Source organism: Micromonospora sp. WMMD730 (assembly GCF_049178955.1).
GTDB lineage: Bacteria > Actinomycetota > Actinomycetes > Mycobacteriales > Micromonosporaceae > Micromonospora > Micromonospora wenchangensis.
On record NZ_JBMHML010000002.1, the window covers coordinates 6,795,616 to 6,814,668 of the forward strand.

Consider the following 19,053-nt stretch of genomic DNA (forward strand, 5'->3'; position numbering starts at 1 on the left):
CTCACCCTGCGTGCCACCACGATCACCGCGGCCCACCGGGACCGTACCGCACCCCGTCAACACGTGTCGATGGGCGGGAACCGGGGGTCAGCCGCGCCAGAGCGAGAGCATCATCGCCTCCACGGCGATGCGGGGTTTGACGTTCGCCTCGATCGCGGCCCGGCACTCCAGGACCGCCTCCAGCCGGCGCAGCGCACCCTCCGGGGCCCACTTCTGCCCGCCCGCCTCGGCCAGCGCGGCGGTGTCGGTGTGCACCGGGGCGACCGGCGCGCGCAGCGCCGAGGTGAGCGCGTCCCGGTAGAAGCCGGCCAGGTCCACCAGGGCCCGGTCCAGGGCGTCGCGCTGGGCCCGGGTGGCCCGCGACTTCTGCCGTTTCTCCAGGTCCTTGAGCTGGCCGGCGGAGCCGCGCGTCGCGCCCGCCGCGCCCCGGCCGGTGCCGCCCGCGCCCAGCGCGGTCTGCAACGCGGCCCGCTCGGTCGCGTCGGACTCCGCCACCGAGGCCGCCGCCTCGGCCTCGGCCGCCTCGATCAGCGCCGACGCCGCGTCCAGCGCGGTGCCCACCCCGGTCAGCCGGCGCGGCACCGCCAGCACCGCGTCCCGGCGCTGACGCGCCTCGGGGTCGCGGGCCAGCCGCCGGGCCCGCCCCACGTGCCCCTGCGCGGCGGCGGCCACCCACTGCGCCACGTCGGGCGCGATGCCGTCCCGCCGGACCAGCACCTCGGCGACCGCCGCCGCCGAGGGCTGCCGCAGCGGTACGACCCGACACCGCGACCGGATCGTCACCGACACGTCCTCCGGGTGGGTGGACGGGGCGCAGAGCAGGAAGACCGTCCGCGGTGGCGGCTCCTCGACCGCCTTGAGCAGCGCGTTGCCGGCCGCCTCGGTGAGCCGGTCGGCGTCCTCGATGATCACCACCTGCCAGCGCCCGCCGGACGGGGTGCTCGCCGCCCGCAGCACCAGGGCGCGCATCTCGCCGACGCCGATGGAGAGCCCCTCGGGGGCCACCAGCCGGACGTCGGCGTGCGTGCCGGTGAGCGTGGTGTGGCAGCCGGGGCAGCTACCGCAGCCGGTGCCGTGCACGCACTGGAGGGCGGCGGCGAAGGCGCGGGCGGCCACCGAACGGCCGGAACCGGGCGGGCCGGTGAAGATCCAGGCGTGGGTCATCCCGGCCCCCGGGTCGACGGCCGTGGCGGTCGACCCGGCGGCGGCATCCTCGTCGGCCTCGGCCAGGGCGGCCAGGTCGTCGTCCGGGTCGTCGGCGGTGGCGGAGGGTGCCGGGAGGTGGGCGGCGCGCAGCACGGCGGCGGCCGACGCGGCGGCCCGGCGCAGGGTGTCGACCGCGTCGTCCTGGCCGACCAGCTCGGCGAAGACGTCCGGCATCAGGTCCGGTGCTCCATCCCCACCAGCTCCGTGTCGGATAACTCGGGCTGGACCGAGGTGTCCGGCCCGTGCGCGGGGCGCGGGTGCACGATGCCGGCCGGGTCCACCAGGAACTCCTGCACCCGGCGGCCGACCTGGCCGGCGATCTCGTCTACCGGGCGGGCCGCGTCGAGCACCAGGTAACGCTTCGGGTCGTTGGCGGCGAGGTCGAGGAAGGCGTAGCGGACCCGCTCGTGGAAGGCCACGGACTCGGCCTCCAGCCGGTCGGCCCCCTGGTTGCGGGCGGCGGCCCGGGACAGGCCGGTGCGCGGATCGACGTCGAGCAGCACCACCAGGTCGGGCTTGAGCCCGCCGGTGGCCCAGGAGGAGAGCCAGGAGACCTCGTCGACCGGCAGCGTACGACCCGCGCCCTGGTAGGCCAGGGACGAGTCGACGTACCGGTCGCTGATCACCACCGCGCCCCGGATCAGGGCGGGGCGGACCACGGTGGCGACGTGGTGGGCCCGGTCGGCGGCGTACAGCAGCGCCTCGGCGCGTGGGGAGGGGGCGTCCGCGCCGGAATCCTCAAGCACCAGGGCCCGGATCCGCTCACCCACGGCCGTGGCACCCGGCTCCCGGGTCACCACGACGTCCCGGCCCTGCTCGCGCAGGCGGGCGGCGAGCTGCTCCAACTGGGTGGACTTGCCGGCCCCCTCACCGCCCTCGAAGACCACGAAGAGACCGTTGGAGACGAACGGCTCGGCCGGCATCAGCGGCCGACCGCGCATCGAGCCCCACAGGTCGGCCAGGACCGGCACGCCCTTCTTGTCGTCCATCTGCCCGAACGCGCTGATCCCGGCGAAGATGCCGGCCAGGCCGGCGGCGAGCAGCAGCAGCCGGGTGGAGGAGACCGAGATGCCGAGGTCGGCGATGGTGAGCTGACGCGAGCCGCCGACCCCGACCAGCAGGCTGCTCAGTGCGATCGCCAGGATCAGCACCAGCCGGGTGCCGATCTGCACCACGGCGAAGACCCGGCCGCGTACCTCGTCGGCGACCTCGCCGCCGAGCAGCGTGGTGCCGGCGAGGAAGGCCATGCCGGCGCCCGCGCCGACCATGATCGCACCGAGGATGGCCATCGACAGGTGGATGGCGAAGGCCAGCACCAGCACGGACGCGCTGGCCAGCACGATGCTCATGCCGAACCAGCGGCGGCGGGACATGTCCCGGACGATCATCGGGCCGAGCCCGATGCCGACCGCCAGCCCGATGAAGATCGCGCCGAAAAGCATGTAGAACGCGGCGTCGCCGGCACCGAGCGAGGCGGCGAAGAACTTGGCGGTGCCGATCACGATGCCGCCACCGGCGAACGCGCCGAAGATGCCGAGCACCAGGCCCCGGACCAGCGGGGTCTGGCCGATGAACTTCCAGCCCTCGGTGAACTGGCTGAACATGCCCTGCTCGGCGCGCTCACCCCGTTCCCGGGCCTGGGCCTGGCTGATCTCCTTGATGCCGAAGGCCACCACCAGCGCGGTGGCGAGCCGGGAGAGGGCGTTGAACCAGAGGGCGAGCTGGGCGGGCTCGGCCCAGCTCGGCATCTCGCCGCCGGTGACCCCGCGCACGCTGCGGTCCAGCACCGCCAGGGCGATCGCGGCGGCGACCGGGGTCAGGCCGTACGTGGTGATCAGGGTGAGCTGGTTGGCGGTCTCCAGCCGGGCGCGCGGGATGAGGTTGGGGACCGCGGCCTCCTTGGCCGGGATCCAGAGCAGGGTGATCGACTCGATCAGGAAGGTGGCGATCGCCGCCCAGGTGACCACCACGCCGCCCCGGACGCCGAGCAGCGCGACCAGCGGGATCGAGGCGAACAGCAGGAAGCGCAGCAGGTCGCAGATGACCATCGTCCAGCGCCTGTCGAACCGGTCGGCGAGCACGCCGGCCACCGGCCCCAGCACCAGTGCCGGGAGCAGCCGGATTGCGATCACGCCACCGAACACCGCCCCCTGGGCGGTGCTGCCGGAGACCTGCGCGGCGGCGAAGACGGAGGTGGCGAGCAGGCCGAGCCAGTCACCGAAGGAGGCTGCGCCGAGGACGATCCAGAGCCGCCGGAACGGTCGGATGCGCAGCACGGACCGGATCGCCGCCGCCCCGGACCGGTCGGTCTGGGCGGCGGCTCCGGCGGGCCCGGACGACGACGCACCGGACGACTCGCCGTTCTGCTGGCTTTCGATGGCCGTACCTCCACGCGCCGGCCCAACACTGGGCAGTCCCGGTGCAACACTCTAGACCCGGTGGGGGCCTCCCCACCGGCGACATTCTCCTGCTCGCCGAGCCTAGGCCGCTGACGCCACCGTCCGCAGCCCGGTAGGACGTGAGGGTATTTCGCATTGCCGTCCGGACAGTTAGCGTGCATTCGTGGCCATCGACAGCGACACCCTGCGCGAACGCCTCGACAAGGCGACCGCCCACCTCGACCCGCCCTACGCCGTGGTGGACCTCACCGCCTTCGACGCCAACGCCGCCGCACTGGCCGCGCGCAGCGCCGGTAAGCCGGTCCGCGCCGCCAGCAAGTCGATCCGGTCCCGCGACCTGCTCGACCGGGCGCTCGGCCGGGCCGGCTGGGCCGGCGTGATGGCGTTCACCCTGGCCGAGGCGAACTGGCTGGTCCGCTCCGGCGCGACCGGCGACGCGCTCGTGGCGTACCCCACCGCCGACCGGGGGGCGCTCGCCGCCCTGGCCGGTGATCCGCAGCTCGCCGCGGCGGTCACCCTCATGATCGACAGCACCGAGCAGCTCGACCTGATCGACACGGTGTGCGCCCCGGGCCGCCGACCCGAGGTCCGGGTCTGCCTCGACCTCGACGCCTCCTGGCGACCCCTGCGCGGCCGGGTGCACGTCGGGGTCCGCCGCTCGCCGGTGCACAGCGCCCGGGCGGCCGGCGCGCTCGCCGCCGCCGTCGCCCGTCGGGCCGGCTTCCGGCTGGTCGGCCTGATGTCGTACGAGGCACAGATCGCCGGACTCGGGGACGCCCCGCCCGGACAGGCCGCGCTCAGCGCCGCGATCCGGATCGCCCAGCGCGGGTCGTACCGGGAGCTGCTGGCCCGACGGGGTGCGGCGGTCGCCGCCGTCCGCGAACACGCCGACCTGGAATTCGTCAACGGCGGTGGCACCGGCAGCGTGGCCGCCACCAGCGCCGACCCCTCGGTCACCGAGGTCACCGCCGGCTCGGGGCTGTACGGCCCGACGCTGTTCGACGCCTACCGCGCCTGGCGGCCGACCCCGGCGGCGTTCTTCGCCTGCTCGGTGGTCCGCCGCCCGACGCCGGAGATCGCCACCGTGCTCGGCGGCGGTTGGATCGCCTCCGGACCGGCGGCGACGAGCCGGCTGCCGCGGCCGTGGCTGCCGGCCGGGCTGGAACTCGTCGGCACCGAGGGCGCGGGCGAGGTGCAGACCCCGCTCACCGGCGCCGCCGCAGCCGCCCTGCGGATCGGCGACCGGGTGTGGTTCCGGCACGCCAAGGCCGGCGAACTCTGCGAACGGGTCAACGACCTGCACCTGGTCGACGGGGACAGCGTGGTCGCCACGGTGCCCACCTACCGGGGTGAGGGCCACGCCTTCCTCTGATCCGCCCCTCGCGGTGCCGGTTGCGGGCCGGCCGTCGACGGCACAGAACCGACTACGGCCGACCCCGGGGCGGCTTCGCGGGCCGGCCGGGGCGGTCGGTCAGGGCCGGTCGGTCAGGGCTGGGCGGCGGGTTCGGTCGGGGCCTCGACGTGCCGGTGCAGGTACTCCCGGATGAGCGCCTTGGCCTCGGCGAGGACCCGTTCGTCGCCCTCCTGCTTGCGGCGGAACGCCAGCTTGATCAGGGCGTCGGCGGCCTCGACGGCGATCTCCAGGCAGAACCGCAGCCGCGGCTCGTCGACCATGCCGAACCGCTCGGTGAGCACCCGGGCCAACTGGTCGGCGATCACCCCGTTGTTGTCCCGCTGCTCGTCGAGCAGGTGCAGGTCGACGACGTCACCGAAGTGCAGGGTCCGGAAGCCCGGGACCGTCCGGTGCATCGAGATGTACTCGTCGATGCCCGCGTCGACGCCGTCCCACCAGTGGGTCAGGTCGTCGGAGGCGAAGCGCTCGTCGAGCCGCTGGAGGTAGGACTCCATCGTGCGCAGCGTCAACGCCTGGACTATCGCCCGCTTGTCCGGGAAGAACTGGTAGACCGACCCGATCGCCACCTCGGCCCGCTCGGCGAGCAACGTGGTGGTCAACCCCTCGTACCCCACCTCGTCGACGAGCTCGGCACAGGCGTCCAACATCCGTTGGACGCGCGCGACACTTCGACCCTGCACCGGAACGCGGCGCAGCGGCCCGGTCGTGGCGGCTGGTGTGGACACTCGACGCCACCCCCCTTCGACGGAAGAACATATCCACATGTCACGAGGCCGTGACTACCGGTACAACGAGCGGACCTCGATTGCGGTATTTACCAGGCACAACGTTCCTGATATGAAGGCAGTTCACGTTCATGTCGAGGAGCGCCGATGGCCGGTACCACCACCGCTTGGTCCAACTGGGCGGGCAACCAACGCAGCGTCGCCACCGCCATCCTGCGCCCTACCACCGTCGAGGACACAGCCGAGGCGGTCCTGGACGCGGCGGGCGCGGGCGAGCGGATCAGGGTGGTCGGCAGCGGTCACTCGTTCACCCCCATCGCCCTGACCGACGGCCGGCGGATGGAATTGTCCGCCCTCGACACCGGCGTCCGGGTCGACCGGGACGCCCGGCTGGTCACCGTGCCCGCCGGGACGACCCTGCGGGCGCTCAACGCGCTGCTCGCCGGGCACGGCCTGGCCATGCCCAACCTTGGCGACATCGACGCGCAGACCATCGCCGGGGCGATCTCCACCGGCACCCACGGCACCGGCGCCGCGTACGGCTGCCTGTCCACCTTCGTCGAGGCGCTCACCCTGGTCACCGGCACCGGCGAGGTGCTGCACTGCTCGGCCGAGGAACACCCGGACATCTTCGCCGCCGCCCGGGTCGGCCTGGGGGCGCTCGGCGTGCTCGTCGAGGTCACCCTGCGCTGCGTCGACGCGTTCACCCTGCGCGCACACGAACGCCCCGCCCCGCTCGACGAGGTGCTGGGCGACCTGTCCGGTCTCATCGGCCGGCACGACCACGTCGAGTTCTACTGGTTCCCGTACACCGACCGGGTGCAGCTCAAGACCAACGACCGGGTGCCCGCCGACGACCGGCCGCTGCCCCGCTGGCGGGGCTGGCTGGACGACGACTTCCTCGCCAACACCGTCTTCGCCGGGGCCTGCCGGCTGGGTCGGGCCGTCCCGACGCTGGTGCCCACGATCAGCGCGGTCTCCGCCCGCGCGCTCACCGAACGCACCTACACCGGCCGCTCCGACACGGTCTTCTGCACCCCGCGCCGGGTCCGTTTCGTGGAGATGGAGTACGGCATCCCGCGCGCCGCCCTGCCGCAGGCGCTTGCGGAACTGCGCCGCCTCGTCGACCGGCTGCCCTTCAAGGTGCTCTTCCCCGTCGAGGTGCGGTTCACCGCCGCCGACGACATCTGGCTGTCCCACGGCTACGGCCGCGACTCCGCCTACCTCGCCGTCCACCAGTACGTCGGCATGCCCTACGAGCCGTACTTCCGGGCCTTCGAGGAGGTCGCAGCGGGGCTGGGCGGCCGACCCCACTGGGGCAAGCTGCACTACCGGGACGCGGCCTCCCTAGCGACCGTGTACCCGAAGTTCGCCGACTTCCAGGATCTGCGGGCCCGCCTCGACCCCGGCCGGGTCCTCACCAACCCCCACCTCGACCACATCCTCGGCCCCTGACCCGCCCCCACGACGATCTTGGAGAGAAACGGCCCCTGCGGGGGCACTTTCCCTCCAAGATCTGGTGGACGCACGGGGCGGGGTCGGTCAGCCGGGCCAGCCGGCCGCGCGCAGGGCGGCACGGAGTTGGGCGACGACCTCGTCGGGGCGGGCCCGCAACGCCCAGGCCGGAAAGCGGAGCACCCGGTCTCCCTCGATCCAGAGAGAGTTCTGCCGTCGCATGTCCGCCCAGGCGTGGGCCGGGTCGAGATGCTGTCCTCCGTCTATCTCCACGTGCACCCGCCACTGGGCGAAGTACGCGTCGAGGTAGCGGCGTCGGCCGGCCGGGTCGTACCGGACCTGTTGCCGGGTCGGAGCCGGCAGGCCGGCCCGGCGGGTCAGGTCGAGGAAGTCCAGCTCACCGAGGGAGTGGGAGCCGCCTGCGGCATCGGTGACGATCGCGGTCACCAGTGCCCGGCGGCGCAGGCGCGGCAGCCGGGCCAGCACCTCGTGTACCTCCCCGCCCGTCACCAGGCGCTGCTGGAAGGCCGCCGCGACGATGGCGCGCGCCTCGTCGTCACCTGCCGCCCACTGGGCCGCGTCGACGACCGACCGCGCCGGCCTGGTACGGGGAGGCTGCCCGACGGTGAGCACGTCCTGCGGGGGTAGGAGGGTGGTCCGGTGCACGCGTACCCCCGGCGGCAGCACGTCGCGGCGGGACGATGCGGGGAGCAACAGGTCGACCGGGCGGGCCCGGAAGCCGCGCAGACCGCCGGCCTGGGCCGCGCTGAGGCCACCCAGCACGGCGTGCGGCCCGGCAGCCAGCACGGCGATCCAACGGAACTGTCCGGCGTCTACGGGACCGTTGTACGTCACGAACACCGCCCGGTGGACCTGCCGCCACCGTCCCGCCTCCACCCGGTGCCGGATCGCCTTGCGGGACAGGTACCGGGATGCCTGGGCCAGGCTGATCACGTCCTCCTGTCGGAAGCGCAGCCAGGTCAACTCGTCCGCGTCGTCGGCGGGAAGCGCCCGCCGGAGCCCCGCACCCGCCCGTACCCGTGGACCGGACCCCGTACCCCTTCGAACCGTCACCCCCGCACACTGCCCACCAGCACCCGTCACGCGCAGCCCCTGTGGACAACGGGTGGATCTTGGAGAGAATCGGCCCCCGGAGGGGCCGTTTGCCTCCAAGATCCACCGCGTCGGCGAGCGACCGGGGTGGCTGGGGGACGGGTGGGTTACTCGGCGGCGGTGGTGGCCTTGCGGGGGGCGGCCTTCCTGGCCGGGGTCTTCTTCGCCGTCGTGGTGGTGGCGGTGGTCGTCTTCTTGGCGGCCGTGGACTTCGCGGCGGCGGCGGTCTTCTTCGCCGTCGTCGCCTTGGTCGCCGTGGCCTTCTTGGCCGCCGCCTTCTTGGCGGGGGCCTTCTTCGCCGCCGCCTTCTTCGGGGCCGGGCCCTTCGCCCGCTTCTCGGCCAGCATCTCCGACGCCTGCTCGATGGTCAGCTCCTCCGGGGTCTGCCCGCGCCGCAGCGACGCGTTGAACTCCCCGTCGGTGACGTACGGCCCGAACCGGCCGTCCTTGATCACCAGTGGCTTCTCGGTCAGCGGGTCGACGCCCATCTCGCGCAGCGGGGGCGCGGCGGCCCGACGCTGGCGGGTCTTCGGGGCGGCCAGCAGGGCCAGCGCCTCGTCGAGGGTGACGGTGAACATCTTGTCTTCCGAGTCCAGCGAGCGGAACTCGTCACCGCGCTTGACGTACGGGCCGTAGCGGCCGTTGTTGGCGACGACCTCCGCGCCGTCCGGGGCGACCCCGATCACCCGGGGCAGGCTGAGCAGCTTCAACGCCTCGTCGAGGGTGAGCGAGTCCGGGGTCTGCGTGCGCAGCAGCGACGACTTGCGCTCGCCGCTGGCGACGTACGGGCCGAACCGGCCGGACTTGAGCACGATCGGCTCCCCGGTGGCCGGGTCGTCGCCGAGCTTGCGTTCGCCGCCCCCGCCGAGGAACAGCTCGTGCACCTTCTCCGGGGTCAATTCGTCGGGGGCCAACCCCTCCGGGATCGGCGCCCGGTCGCCCTGGCTGCCGCCCTCCTCGCCGTCGGCCTTCGGTGCCGGCTGCTCGCCGGGCAGGGCCCGCTGGAGGTACGGCCCGAACCGGCCGACCCGGACGACGACCTCGCGCCCCTCGTCGTCGGTGTGCAGCGGGATCGAGTTGACGCTACGCGCGTCGATCTCGCTGAGGTTCTCGGTGACCAGCTTCTTCAACCCGCCCGCGTGGGCGATGGCCTGGTCCCCGGTGCCGTTGCTGCTGCCGAAGTAGAACGCGGTGAGGAAGTCGACGGCGGCGTGGTCGCCCCCGGCGATCTCGTCCAGCTCGTTCTCCATGCTGGCGGTGAAGTCGTAGTCGATCAGGCGCGGGTAGTGCCGTTCCATCAGCCCGATCACCGCGAACGCCAGGAACGTCGGGATCATCGCCTGGCCGCGCTTGGTGACGTAGCCCCGGTCCTGGATCGTCTGCATGATCGACGCGTACGTCGACGGGCGGCCGATGCCCAGCTCCTCCAGTGCCTTGACCAGCGACGCCTCGGTGTAGCGCGACGGCGGCTGGGTGTGGTGGCCCTGCGCGGCCAGCTCGTCGGCGGTCAACGGCTGGTCCTTGACCAGGGTGGGCAGCCGACGCTCGGCGTCCTCGGCCTCGGCGTTCTCGTCGTCGCTGGACTCGACGTACGCCCGCAGGAAGCCCGGGTCGGTGATGGTCTTGCCGGTGGCGCCGAAGTCCGCCTCCTCCTGCGCGGCGGAGACCGCCCGGATGCGCACCGAGACGCTGGAGCCGACCGCGTCGGTCATCTGCGAGGCGATGGTCCGCCGCCAGATCAGCTCGTAGAGCTTGAACTCCTCGCCGGACAGCTCCTTGGCCACGTCGCCGGGGGTGCGGAAGTTGTCACCCGCCGGGCGGATCGCCTCGTGCGCCTCCTGGGCGTTCTTCACCTTGCCGGTGTAGCGGCGCGGCTCCGGCGGCACGCTGCGCTCGCCGTACAGCTCGACGATCTGCCGGCGGGCCGCCGCGATGGCGGTCTCCGACAGGTTCACCGAGTCGGTACGCATGTAGGTGATGTAGCCGTTCTCGTAGAGCCGCTGCGCGGTGCGCATCGTCTGCTGCGACGAGAACCGCATCTTGCGGGCTGCCTCCTGCTGGAGGGTCGAGGTGATGAACGGCGCGTACGGGCGACGGCGGTAGGGCTTCTCCTCGACCCGGGTGACGGTGAACGGCCGCCCGTCGAGGCGGGCCGCCAGGCCCCGCGCCCCGCTCTCGTCGAGGTGCACCACGCCCGCGCCGGGCCGCACCCGGCCGGTGGTCGGCTCGAAGTCCTTGCCGGTGGCGATCCGGTCACCGTTGAGCGCGACCAGGGTGGCGTTGAAGGTACGCGGGCCCTCGCCCGGGTTCGCCACCGCGAGGGTGGCGAGGATGTCCCAGTACTCCGCGGTGCGGAAGGCCATCCGCTGGCGCTCCCGCTCGACCACGATCCGGGTCGCCACGGACTGCACCCGGCCCGCCGAGAGCCTCGGCATGACCTTCTTCCACAGCACCGGGGAGACCTCGTAGCCGTAGAGCCGGTCGAGGATGCGCCGGGCCTCCTGGGCGTCGACCAGGTCGCGGTCGATCTCGCGGGGGTTCGCCACCGCCGCCTGGATGGCCGGCTTGGTGATCTCGTGGAAGACCATCCGCTTGACCGGCACCTTGGGCTTGAGGGTCTCCACCAGGTGCCAGGCGATCGCCTCGCCCTCGCGGTCCTCGTCCGTGGCCAGGAAGATCTCGTCGACCTCCTTGGCCAGCTTCACCAGCTTGCTGATCTGCTGCTTACGGTCGGCCGAGACCACGTAGAGGGCGTGGAAGCCGTTGTCGACGTCCACCCCCAGCCGGGCCCACGACTCACCCTTGTACTTGGCCGGCACGTCGGCGGCGTTGCGGGGCAGGTCCCGGACGTGGCCGAAGCTGGCCTCCACGACGTACCCCGGGCCGAGGTAGCCCGAGATCGTCTTGGCCTTCGCCGGTGACTCGACGATGACCAGACGGGTGGTTCCAGCTCTGCTCGGCACGTCTCTCCCCGACCTCGCTCCTGCTCCAGGCCCGTTTCGGGCCGTGTTGCGCCCGCCGGACCACCGTCGGTCCGGATGTCCAACGTAACGCGCCGCCCCGGCTCCGGGTCCCGGGGGCGGCAAACAGCGTCCGCGCGGCGGCACCGCCGGCGCCGCGCGGCCTCAGTGACCGGACGGCGCCACCGTACACCGTGGGTAGGCCCCGAAGTGGGCCACGGTGACGACGCCGGCCCTCCGACCTGGGCGAACCCAGGTGTTCACAGAGTGAGACGACTAGCATACTCTCCGCGATACCGTCCATGATCGGACGCCCGGCCGGTCTCGGCTGATCGACTCCAGTGGGCCGAAGTGGCGGCATCCGGTCGCTCCGATACCGCAACACAGCCCCCGTAGAGCCGATCACCACCCGACCCACGGGCGGCGGCGGGCGGCGGCGGGCCCGGGCGGGCGGTCACGGCCAGAGGTCGGCGGGGGCGGCCGGCGGGCGGTCGCCGACCAGTTCGGCCAGCCGGGCCAGCCGCCGCCCACCGATCCGGTACGCCGGGCCGCCCGCCTCCACCTCCAGCAGCGCCGCCGGCAGGCCCACCACCGCGAGCGCCGCCCGCACCACCGGCCACCACGGCTCGTCGCGCCGGTCGAGGCGCAGCAGCAGCCCGGCGTCGTCGGCCGCCCCGGCGGCGGCCAGCCACAGCCGCAGCCGCCGACCGTGCAGGTGGAACCGGGGCGGCGGCCGCTTCACCCCACCGGCCAGCCAGGCCGTCGCCAACGGCGCCAGCGTGGTCAGGTACGGGGTCCGCACGACGTAACGCTGCTCCCCGGTCGACTCCCAGCCCGCCGCGAGCCCCCGCCGGGCCAACTCGTCGACGAGCACGTGCACCCGCCAGGCCGCGTCCACCCCGACGGACAACCGGGCGGTACGGCCCATCCGGTGCACCTCCCCCGGGCCGGCGAGCAGCCCGGCCAGGTCGGCGACGGACGGATCGGCCGCCTCGGTGCCGAACAGCGACAGCTGACGCCCCGGTTCCCCGGGCGGGTCGGCACGCCTCAGCGACACTCCGGAACCTCGTCGAAGGCCTGCTTGAGTTCTGTCGAGTTGAGCCGCCCGGTGTCCAGCGCGCTCGCGTCGTACTCCTGGTTGAGCGTGTCCACCGCGGCCTGGACGCCGTCGTAGAAGGCGGCGGCCCGCGTGGTGTCCAGGGCGTCGATGGTGTCCCCGGCGCGGCCGTAGGCGTCCCTGATCTTCGCCAGGGAGGTGCGGAACCCCTTCGACACCTCGTCGCCGTGGTCCGTCTCCGGGATGCCCGCGTCGGCGATCCGGCGGCGGGCCGTCTCGCTCGCCTGTTCGGCGCCGCCGAAGAGCCGCACCAGGTTCTCCTTCGCCTGCGCCGGGGTGGTCTGCGCGGTCATCTGCTGGTGGGTGCTGCTGGTGAGCTTGCTGATCTCGGCCCGCCACGGGGTGAGCGCCTCGCAGACCGACGCCGCCCAGACCCGGGGGCTGGGCCCGCCACCGCACCCGGCCACGACGAGTACGACCGTGACGAGGACCGCCGTGAGCTTCCCGGCGTCACCCGCCCGACACGTACGCATGCGTTGCAGCGTACGGCCTCCGGGCGATTGCGCCAGCGGTCAGGTTTCGGGTGCACCGCCCGACGCGGCGGGCCCCCGTGGGACCGGGGACCCGCCGCGTCGTGACTCAGGCGTTGGCGGCTTCGACCCGCTTCGGGTCGTTGCCCGTGCCGGTGCCGCCACCGTCCGGGGTGGAGTCCATGGCGACGCCCTTGCGCTTGCTGAACACCACCGCCGCGACCACGATCAGGGTGGCGACCACCGCGACCGTCAGGCGCAGCGGGGTGTTCCGGTCGTCGCCGACGCTCCAGGCCACCACGGCCGGCGCGATCAGCAGCGAGACCAGGTTCATCACCTTGAGCAGCGGGTTGATCGCCGGGCCGGCGGTGTCCTTGAACGGGTCGCCGACGGTGTCGCCGATGACCGTCGCCGAGTGCGACTCGGAGCCCTTGCCGCCGTAGGAACCGTCCTCGACGAGCTTCTTGGCGTTGTCCCACGCGCCACCGGAGTTGGACAGGAAGACCGCCATCAGGGTGCCCGCCCCGATCGCCCCGGCCAGGTAGGAGGCCAGCGCGCCGGGACCGAGGCCGAAGCCGACCGCGATCGGGGCGAGGATGGCCAGCAGGCCGGGGGTCATCAGCTCGCGCTGCGCGTCGCGGGTGCAGATGTCGACGACCTTGCCGTACTCGGGGCGCTGGGTGCGGTCCATGATGCCGGGCAGCTCACGGAACTGCCGGCGGACCTCCATCACCACCGCGCCGGCCGAGCGGGACACCGCGTTGATGGCCAGCCCGGAGAAGAGGAAGACCACCGCCGCGCCGATGATCAGACCGACCAGGTTGCGCGGGTTGGCGACGTTGAGCGCGTTGAGGATCTCGCTGCCGACGTCCCCGACGCCCGCGTCGGAGTACGCGGTGCGCAGCGTGTCGGTGTACGAGCCGAACAGCGCGGTGGCCGCGAGCACGGCGGTGGCGATCGCGATGCCCTTGGTGATCGCCTTGGTGGTGTTGCCGACCGCGTCCAGTTCGGTGAGGATCCGCGCGCCGTTCTCGTCGATGTCGCCGGACATCTCGGCCACGCCCTGCGCGTTGTCGGAGATCGGGCCGAAGGTGTCCATCGCGACGATCACGCCGACGGTGGTGAGCAGGCCGGTGCCGGCCAGCGCGACCGCGAACAGCGACAGGGTGATGGAGCTGCCGCCGAGCAGGAACGCGCCGAAGACCCCGGCGCCGATCAGCAGCGCCGAGTAGACCGCCGACTCCAGGCCGACGCTGATGCCGGCGAGGATGACGGTGGCCGGGCCGGTCTGCGAGCTCTTGCCGATGTCCTGCACCGGACGCCTGTTGGTCTCGGTGAAGTAGCCGGTCAGCGCCTGGATGGCGGCGGCCAGCACGATGCCGATGACGACCGCGCCGATGGCGACCACGCGGGGGTTCTGGTCGACGCCGGTGAGCCCGCCCTCCAGCTCGCCGAAGCTGGCCGGCAGGTAGAGGAAGGCGGCGACCGCGACCAGCACCGCGGAGAGCACGGCGGAAAGGTAGAAGGCCCGGTTGATGGCGGTCAGGCCGTTGCGGTCGGAGGGGCGCAGCCGGGTGATGAAGACCCCGACGATGGCGATCAGGACCCCGATGGTGGAGATGATCAGCGGGAAGACCAGACCGTCCTCGCCGAACGCGGCGCGGCCGAGGATCAGCGCGGCGACCAGCGTCACCGCGTACGACTCGAAGAGGTCGGCGGCCATACCGGCGCAGTCGCCGACATTGTCACCCACGTTGTCGGCGATGGTGGCGGCGTTGCGCGGGTCGTCCTCGGGGATGCCCTGCTCGACCTTGCCGACCAGGTCGGCGCCGACGTCGGCGGCCTTGGTGAAGATGCCGCCGCCGACCCGCATGAACATGGCGAGCAGGGCGGCACCGAAGCCGAAGCCCTCCAGCACGGTCGGCGCGTCGCCCTTGAACAGCATGACCACGAGCGCCGCGCCGAACAGGCCGAGGCCGACGGTGAGGAAGCCGACCACGCCGCCGGTCCGGAAGGCGATCTTCATGGCGGCCTCCCGGCCGCCGGCCGCCTCCCGGGCCGCGGCGGCGACCCGCAGGTTGGCGCGGGTGGCCAGCCACATCCCGGCACCGCCGATGAACGCGCTGAACAGGGCGCCGACCACGAAGAACGCGGACCGGCCGATCTTCACCGCCAGTTCGCTGCCGTCGGTGTCGTGCACCGGCAGCAGGAAGAGCAGCACGACGGCGACGACCACGAAGATCGCCAACGTCCTGAACTGCCGGAGCAGATAGGCGGAGGCGCCCTCCTGCACCGCGCCGGAGATCTCCTGCATGTTGGTGGTGCCCTTACCGGCTGCCAGCACGGCCTTGGTCAAGGCGGCGGCGAAGACGAGTGCCACCAGCGCGATGACCGCGGCGATGACGACGTACGTCACGTTCTCTCCGGTGAGGGACAGCGCGCCGCCTTCGGCGGCCAAGGTCCCGGACATCTATGTCCTCCTGTACCGAACACTGTCGCGCCGGCCAGTGGACGTATGGCCGACGCCTGGATGCGGTGGCGCACGTGCTCCGAACCCGCCGCCACGGAAGATGATCAACATCCATATCCGCTGGCTGCGGGAACGATCACGTACTGACAACTCACAGACTGTAGCCCTGCCCAGTGTTGGAGGTCACACCTGGGGGACGCCGTGTTCGGATGATCTCTGTAACTGTGTTATGAGGTAAAATCTGATATAGGAGGCCATCAACACTGCGAGGCCGCGACCCACCAAGGGTCACGACCTCGCATACGTACAGTGACAATCAGCGACCGACCGGCCACACCATCCGGACCTCGGTCCCGATGCCCTCGGCCACCGGCCGCACCTGGAGGTCCTCCACGAAACCGGCGAGCAGCGCGAAGCCCACCCCGGTGGTCAGCGCCTCGTCGGTCAACGCCTCGTTGGCCAACTCGTCGGCGTTCAACGCGGCCAGACCCAGCCCCGCCTCGATCGGCGCCCGGTCCACCACCCGCACCGAATACGCTCCGGAGTCGGACATCTCCACGAGCACCGGGTCGGCCAACCCGTACTGGTGGTGCAGGGCGACCGCCCGGGTGCACGCCTCACCGATCGCCAGACGTACCTCGTCGAGCAGATCCTCCCGGACCCCGGCCCGACGGGCCACCGCCACACCGACCAGGCGGGCGGTGCGCACGTGCACCGGCGCCGGCGAGAAGGAGAGCCGGACCGTCGCCATCACGCGCCGGGGACGGTGGGGTCGGCGGCGATCGCCGCGTCCACCGTCGGGTGCAGGGGGAAGACCTGGTCCAGGGCGGTGATCCGGAAGATCTTCAGCAGCGGCTCCTTGTCGCAGACCAGGGCGAACGACCCCCCGGCCGACCGCAGCCGCTTCAGGGCACCGACCAGCACACCCAGGCCCGTGGAGTCGAGGAAGTCCACCCGCCCCAGGTCGACGACCACCCGCCGGGCACCGCCGTCGATCAACTCCAGGAGCCGTTCGCGCAGTCGGGGTGCGGTGTAGACGTCCACCTCACCGCCGACCTCGAGCACCGTGTGTTCCCCCACGGTGCGGGTCGCCAGCGACAGCTCCATCAGTCCTCCTCCGAGAGCCGTAAACTCTCCTGGGCATCTAACCATCCCCGCCGGACGGCCTGACGAGGTCACCGGCGGCGACTCCTCCATACCCACCGGCCCGGTTGTTCAGCACCGAACACCAGTGCGAGAGTGCAGGACGTGAACCCCGCAGCCACCGCCACCGCAGGCCCCGGCACCGGGCGAGGCCCGGCCGAGCTGCTGCACCGGCTGCGCACCCGCCACCCGGTCGACCCGGTCACCCACGTCGAGCGGGTGCCGGCCCGCGCCGGGCAGCAGGCGCCGTGGCCGCAGTGGGCCCCCGAGGAGCTACGGGCGGCGTTCGCCCGACGCGGCGTCACCGCCCCCTGGCGGCACCAGGCCGAGGCCGCCGAGCTGGCGTACGCCGGGCAGCACGTCGTGGTGGCCACCGGCACCGCGTCCGGCAAGTCCCTGGCGTACCAGCTCCCGACGCTGGCCACGCTGCTGGCCGATCCCCGGGCCACGGTGCTCTACCTGGCCCCCACCAAGGCCCTCGCCGCCGACCAGCTCCGCGCCGTCGCCGGCCTCGACCTCGACGGGGTACGCCCCGCCACCTACGACGGGGACACCCCGCGCACCGAACGGGAGTGGATCCGCCGGCACTCCCGGTTCGTGCTGACCAACCCGGACATGCTGCACCACGGCCTGCTACCCGGACACACCCACTGGTCGGGGTTCCTGCGCCGGCTGACGTACGTGGTCGTCGACGAGTGCCACACCTACCGGGGCGTGTTCGGCTCGCACGTGGCGCACGTGCTGCGCCGGCTGCGCCGCCGGTGCGCGCAGTTCGGCCGTACCCCCGTGTTCCTGCTCGCGTCGGCGACGTCGGGTGACCCGGCGGCGACCGCCGGACGGCTCACCGGCGTGCCCGTCACCGCCGTCACCGAGGACACCTCGCCGCGCGGCGGGGTCACCTTCGCGCTCTGGGAACCGCCGCTGCTGCCGCCACCCGCCGACGTGGGGGCCATCGCCGGCGTCGGGGCCCCCGCCGACGACCTGACCCAGGTCCGTCGGTCGGCGCTGCGGGAGACCGCCGACCTGCTCGCCGACACCGTCGCCGAGGGGGTACGCACGCTCGCCTTCGTCCGGTCCCGGCGCGGCGCGGAGGTGGTCGCCGCGAACGCCCGCCGGGCACTGGACGAGGCGGTGCCCGGCCTCGGCGAGCGGGTCGCCGCCTACCGGGCCGGGTACCTGAAGGAGGAACGCCGGAAACTGGAGCGGGCCCTGCTCCACGGCGACCTGCTCGGGCTGGCCTCCACCAACGCGCTGGAACTCGGCGTCGACCTGGTCGGGCTGGACGCGGTGCTGATCTGCGGCTGGCCGGGCACCCGGGCGTCGCTGTGGCAGCAGGCCGGCCGGGCCGGGCGCTCCGGGGACGAGGCACTCGCCGTGCTGGTGGCCCGGGACGACCCGCTCGACACCTACCTGGTGCACCATCCGGAGGCGCTGTTCGGCCGCCCGGTCGAGGCGACGGTGCTCGACCCGGCCAACCCGTACGTGCTCACCCCGCAGCTCGCCTGCGCCGCCGCCGAGTCCCCGCTCACCCCGGCCGACCTGGAACTGTTCGGTGACGGGGCGAAGGAGGCCGTCGACGAGCTGGTGCAGGCCGGTGACCTGCGGCAGCGGCCCACCGGCTGGTACTGGCGGCACCGGGAACGTCCCGAGATCGACCTGCGCGGCCAGGGCGGGGCACCGGTCTGCGTGGTGGAGGCGTCCACGGGGCGGCTGCTCGGCACCGTCGACGGTGGCTCGGCGCACTTCCTCGTCCACCCGGGGGCGGTCTACCTGCACCAGGGCGTCTCGTACGTGGTCGACGCGTTGGACCTCGACGACGGGTGCGCGCTGGTGCACGCCGAGGAGCCGGACTGGTCCACCCACGCCCGGGACGTCACCTCGCTCTCGGTGGTGTCGGTCCGCTCGTACCGGGACGCCGGCCCGGTCGGGCTCTTCCTCGGCGAGGTGGACGTCACCAGTCAGGTGGTCTCCTACCAGCGTCGCCGGATCGCCTCCGGCGAGGTGATCGACACCCGCCCGCTGGACCTGCCGGCCCGGGAGCTGCGGACCGTCGCGGTCTGGTTCACGCTCTCCCCGCAGTCGTTGGCGGCGGCCGGGGTCGAGCCGGCGGACGTGCCGGGGGCGTTGCACGCCGCCGAGCACGCCGCGATCGGGCTGCTGCCGCTGATGGCCACCTGCGACCGGTGGGACATCGGCGGGCTGTCCACCGCCCTGCATCCGGACACCGAGGCACCCACCGTGTTCGTCTACGACGGCCATCCCGGCGGGGCCGGCTTCGCCGAGCGGGCCTACCGGACGGCGGCGGCCTGGCTGGGTGCCACCCGGGACGCCGTCGTCGAGTGCGGCTGCGAGTCGGGCTGCCCGTCCTGCGTCCAGTCCCCGAAGTGCGGCAACGGCAACAACCCGCTGTCCAAGTCGGGCGCGGTCCGGGTCCTCGACGTGGTCCTGGCCAACCTGTCCACCACCACCGCGCCCGCCCAGCCCGGCCCGGCCGACCGGTAGCGGAGACCCGGCCGGCGGTCTCACTGCGTGGGGCGGGCCGCCATTGACTCCCGGGATCGTGCTTGAGCGGAACGACATC

General features: G+C 73.1%; 13 protein-coding genes. 3 read left to right on the plus strand and 10 right to left on the minus strand.

The features are described from left to right. Nucleotides 1-87: 87 nt before the first annotated feature. Both ACN265_RS29030 and tmk read right to left on the minus strand, forming a co-directional pair. Nucleotides 88-1,380 carry a DNA polymerase III subunit delta' gene (locus tag ACN265_RS29030; RefSeq protein WP_421410695.1) on the minus strand — a complete coding sequence of 431 codons (1,293 nt, stop codon included), beginning with the start codon at nt 1,378-1,380 and terminating at the stop codon, nt 88-90. Continuing rightward, nucleotides 1,380-3,491 (minus strand): dTMP kinase, encoded by a 2,112-nt coding sequence (gene tmk / locus ACN265_RS29035; protein ID WP_421411680.1) that lies wholly within the window; start codon nt 3,489-3,491, stop codon nt 1,380-1,382. The genes ACN265_RS29030 and tmk overlap by 1 nt, the downstream gene beginning before the upstream one ends. A 277-nt stretch (nt 3,492-3,768) precedes the next feature. On the opposite strand from tmk, the gene ACN265_RS29040 reads away from it, so the two are divergent. Further along, nucleotides 3,769-4,977 carry an amino acid deaminase/aldolase gene (locus ACN265_RS29040; protein ID WP_421410696.1) on the plus strand — a complete coding sequence of 403 codons (1,209 nt, stop codon included), beginning with the start codon at nt 3,769-3,771 and terminating at the stop codon, nt 4,975-4,977. 113 nt (nt 4,978-5,090) lie between these two features. Here ACN265_RS29040 and ACN265_RS29045 read toward each other — a convergent pair whose 3' ends face one another. Next, nucleotides 5,091-5,666 (minus strand): TetR/AcrR family transcriptional regulator, encoded by a 576-nt coding sequence (locus ACN265_RS29045; RefSeq protein ID WP_204925808.1) that lies wholly within the window; start codon nt 5,664-5,666, stop codon nt 5,091-5,093. Between the two features lie 225 nt (nt 5,667-5,891). Between ACN265_RS29045 and ACN265_RS29050 the strand changes: the two genes are divergently transcribed. Beyond that, complete coding sequence (locus tag ACN265_RS29050; RefSeq protein WP_377682277.1) at nt 5,892-7,199, plus strand: D-arabinono-1,4-lactone oxidase; 1,308 nt, start codon at nt 5,892-5,894, stop codon at nt 7,197-7,199. An 87-nt stretch (nt 7,200-7,286) separates the two neighbouring features. Here the strand turns inward: ACN265_RS29050 and ACN265_RS29055 are convergent, their stop codons facing one another. From ACN265_RS29055 to ACN265_RS29085, 7 genes are all read right to left on the minus strand, one after another. After that, nucleotides 7,287-8,273, minus strand: a complete 987-nt coding sequence (locus tag ACN265_RS29055) for a DUF559 domain-containing protein (protein ID WP_421410697.1) — start codon at nt 8,271-8,273, stop codon at nt 7,287-7,289. Between the two features lie 146 nt (nt 8,274-8,419). Continuing rightward, nucleotides 8,420-11,275, minus strand: coding sequence for a type I DNA topoisomerase (topA, locus tag ACN265_RS29060; protein WP_421410698.1), 2,856 nt, complete (start codon nt 11,273-11,275; stop codon nt 8,420-8,422). Between the two features lie 451 nt (nt 11,276-11,726). Further along, the gene (locus ACN265_RS29065; RefSeq protein WP_372444598.1) at nt 11,727-12,329 is read right to left on the minus strand and encodes a hypothetical protein; all 603 of its coding nucleotides are present in this window, start codon (nt 12,327-12,329) and stop codon (nt 11,727-11,729) included. Next, nucleotides 12,320-12,862, minus strand: coding sequence for a hypothetical protein (locus ACN265_RS29070; protein WP_204925805.1), 543 nt, complete (start codon nt 12,860-12,862; stop codon nt 12,320-12,322). Before ACN265_RS29070 ends, ACN265_RS29065 begins: the two co-directional genes overlap by 10 nt. 106 nt (nt 12,863-12,968) lie before the next feature. Then, nucleotides 12,969-15,329, minus strand: a complete 2,361-nt coding sequence (locus ACN265_RS29075; protein WP_420115504.1) for a sodium-translocating pyrophosphatase — start codon at nt 15,327-15,329, stop codon at nt 12,969-12,971. A 316-nt stretch (nt 15,330-15,645) separates the two neighbouring features. Continuing rightward, on the minus strand, nt 15,646-16,080 hold the full coding sequence (locus ACN265_RS29080) for an ATP-binding protein (RefSeq protein ID WP_204925977.1): 435 nt from the start codon (nt 16,078-16,080) through the stop codon (nt 15,646-15,648). Further along, nucleotides 16,080-16,436, minus strand: coding sequence for an STAS domain-containing protein (locus ACN265_RS29085; protein ID WP_204925803.1), 357 nt, complete (start codon nt 16,434-16,436; stop codon nt 16,080-16,082). Before ACN265_RS29085 ends, ACN265_RS29080 begins: the two co-directional genes overlap by 1 nt. 132 nt (nt 16,437-16,568) lie before the next feature. On the opposite strand from ACN265_RS29085, the gene ACN265_RS29090 reads away from it, so the two are divergent. Then, nucleotides 16,569-18,974: a DEAD/DEAH box helicase gene (locus ACN265_RS29090; protein WP_377682919.1), complete on the plus strand. Its 2,406-nt coding sequence runs from the start codon at nt 16,569-16,571 to the stop codon at nt 18,972-18,974. Nucleotides 18,975-19,053 lie beyond the last annotated feature (79 nt).

Bases quoted from the DNA above. Each gene is read 5' to 3' on its own strand.
- ACN265_RS29030 (WP_421410695.1), bottom strand. From the start codon at position 1,380: ATGCCGGACGTCTTCGCCGAGCTGGTCGGCCAGGACGACGCGGTCGAC.
- ACN265_RS29045 (WP_204925808.1), bottom strand. From the start codon at position 5,666: ATGTTGGACGCCTGTGCCGAGCTCGTCGACGAGGTGGGGTACGAGGGG.
- ACN265_RS29050 (WP_377682277.1), top strand. From the start codon at position 5,892: ATGGCCGGTACCACCACCGCTTGGTCCAACTGGGCGGGCAACCAACGC.
- ACN265_RS29070 (WP_204925805.1), bottom strand. From the start codon at position 12,862: ATGCGTACGTGTCGGGCGGGTGACGCCGGGAAGCTCACGGCGGTCCTC.
- ACN265_RS29075 (WP_420115504.1), bottom strand. From the start codon at position 15,329: ATGTCCGGGACCTTGGCCGCCGAAGGCGGCGCGCTGTCCCTCACCGGA.
- ACN265_RS29080 (WP_204925977.1), bottom strand. From the start codon at position 16,080: ATGGCGACGGTCCGGCTCTCCTTCTCGCCGGCGCCGGTGCACGTGCGC.
- ACN265_RS29085 (WP_204925803.1), bottom strand. From the start codon at position 16,436: ATGGAGCTGTCGCTGGCGACCCGCACCGTGGGGGAACACACGGTGCTC.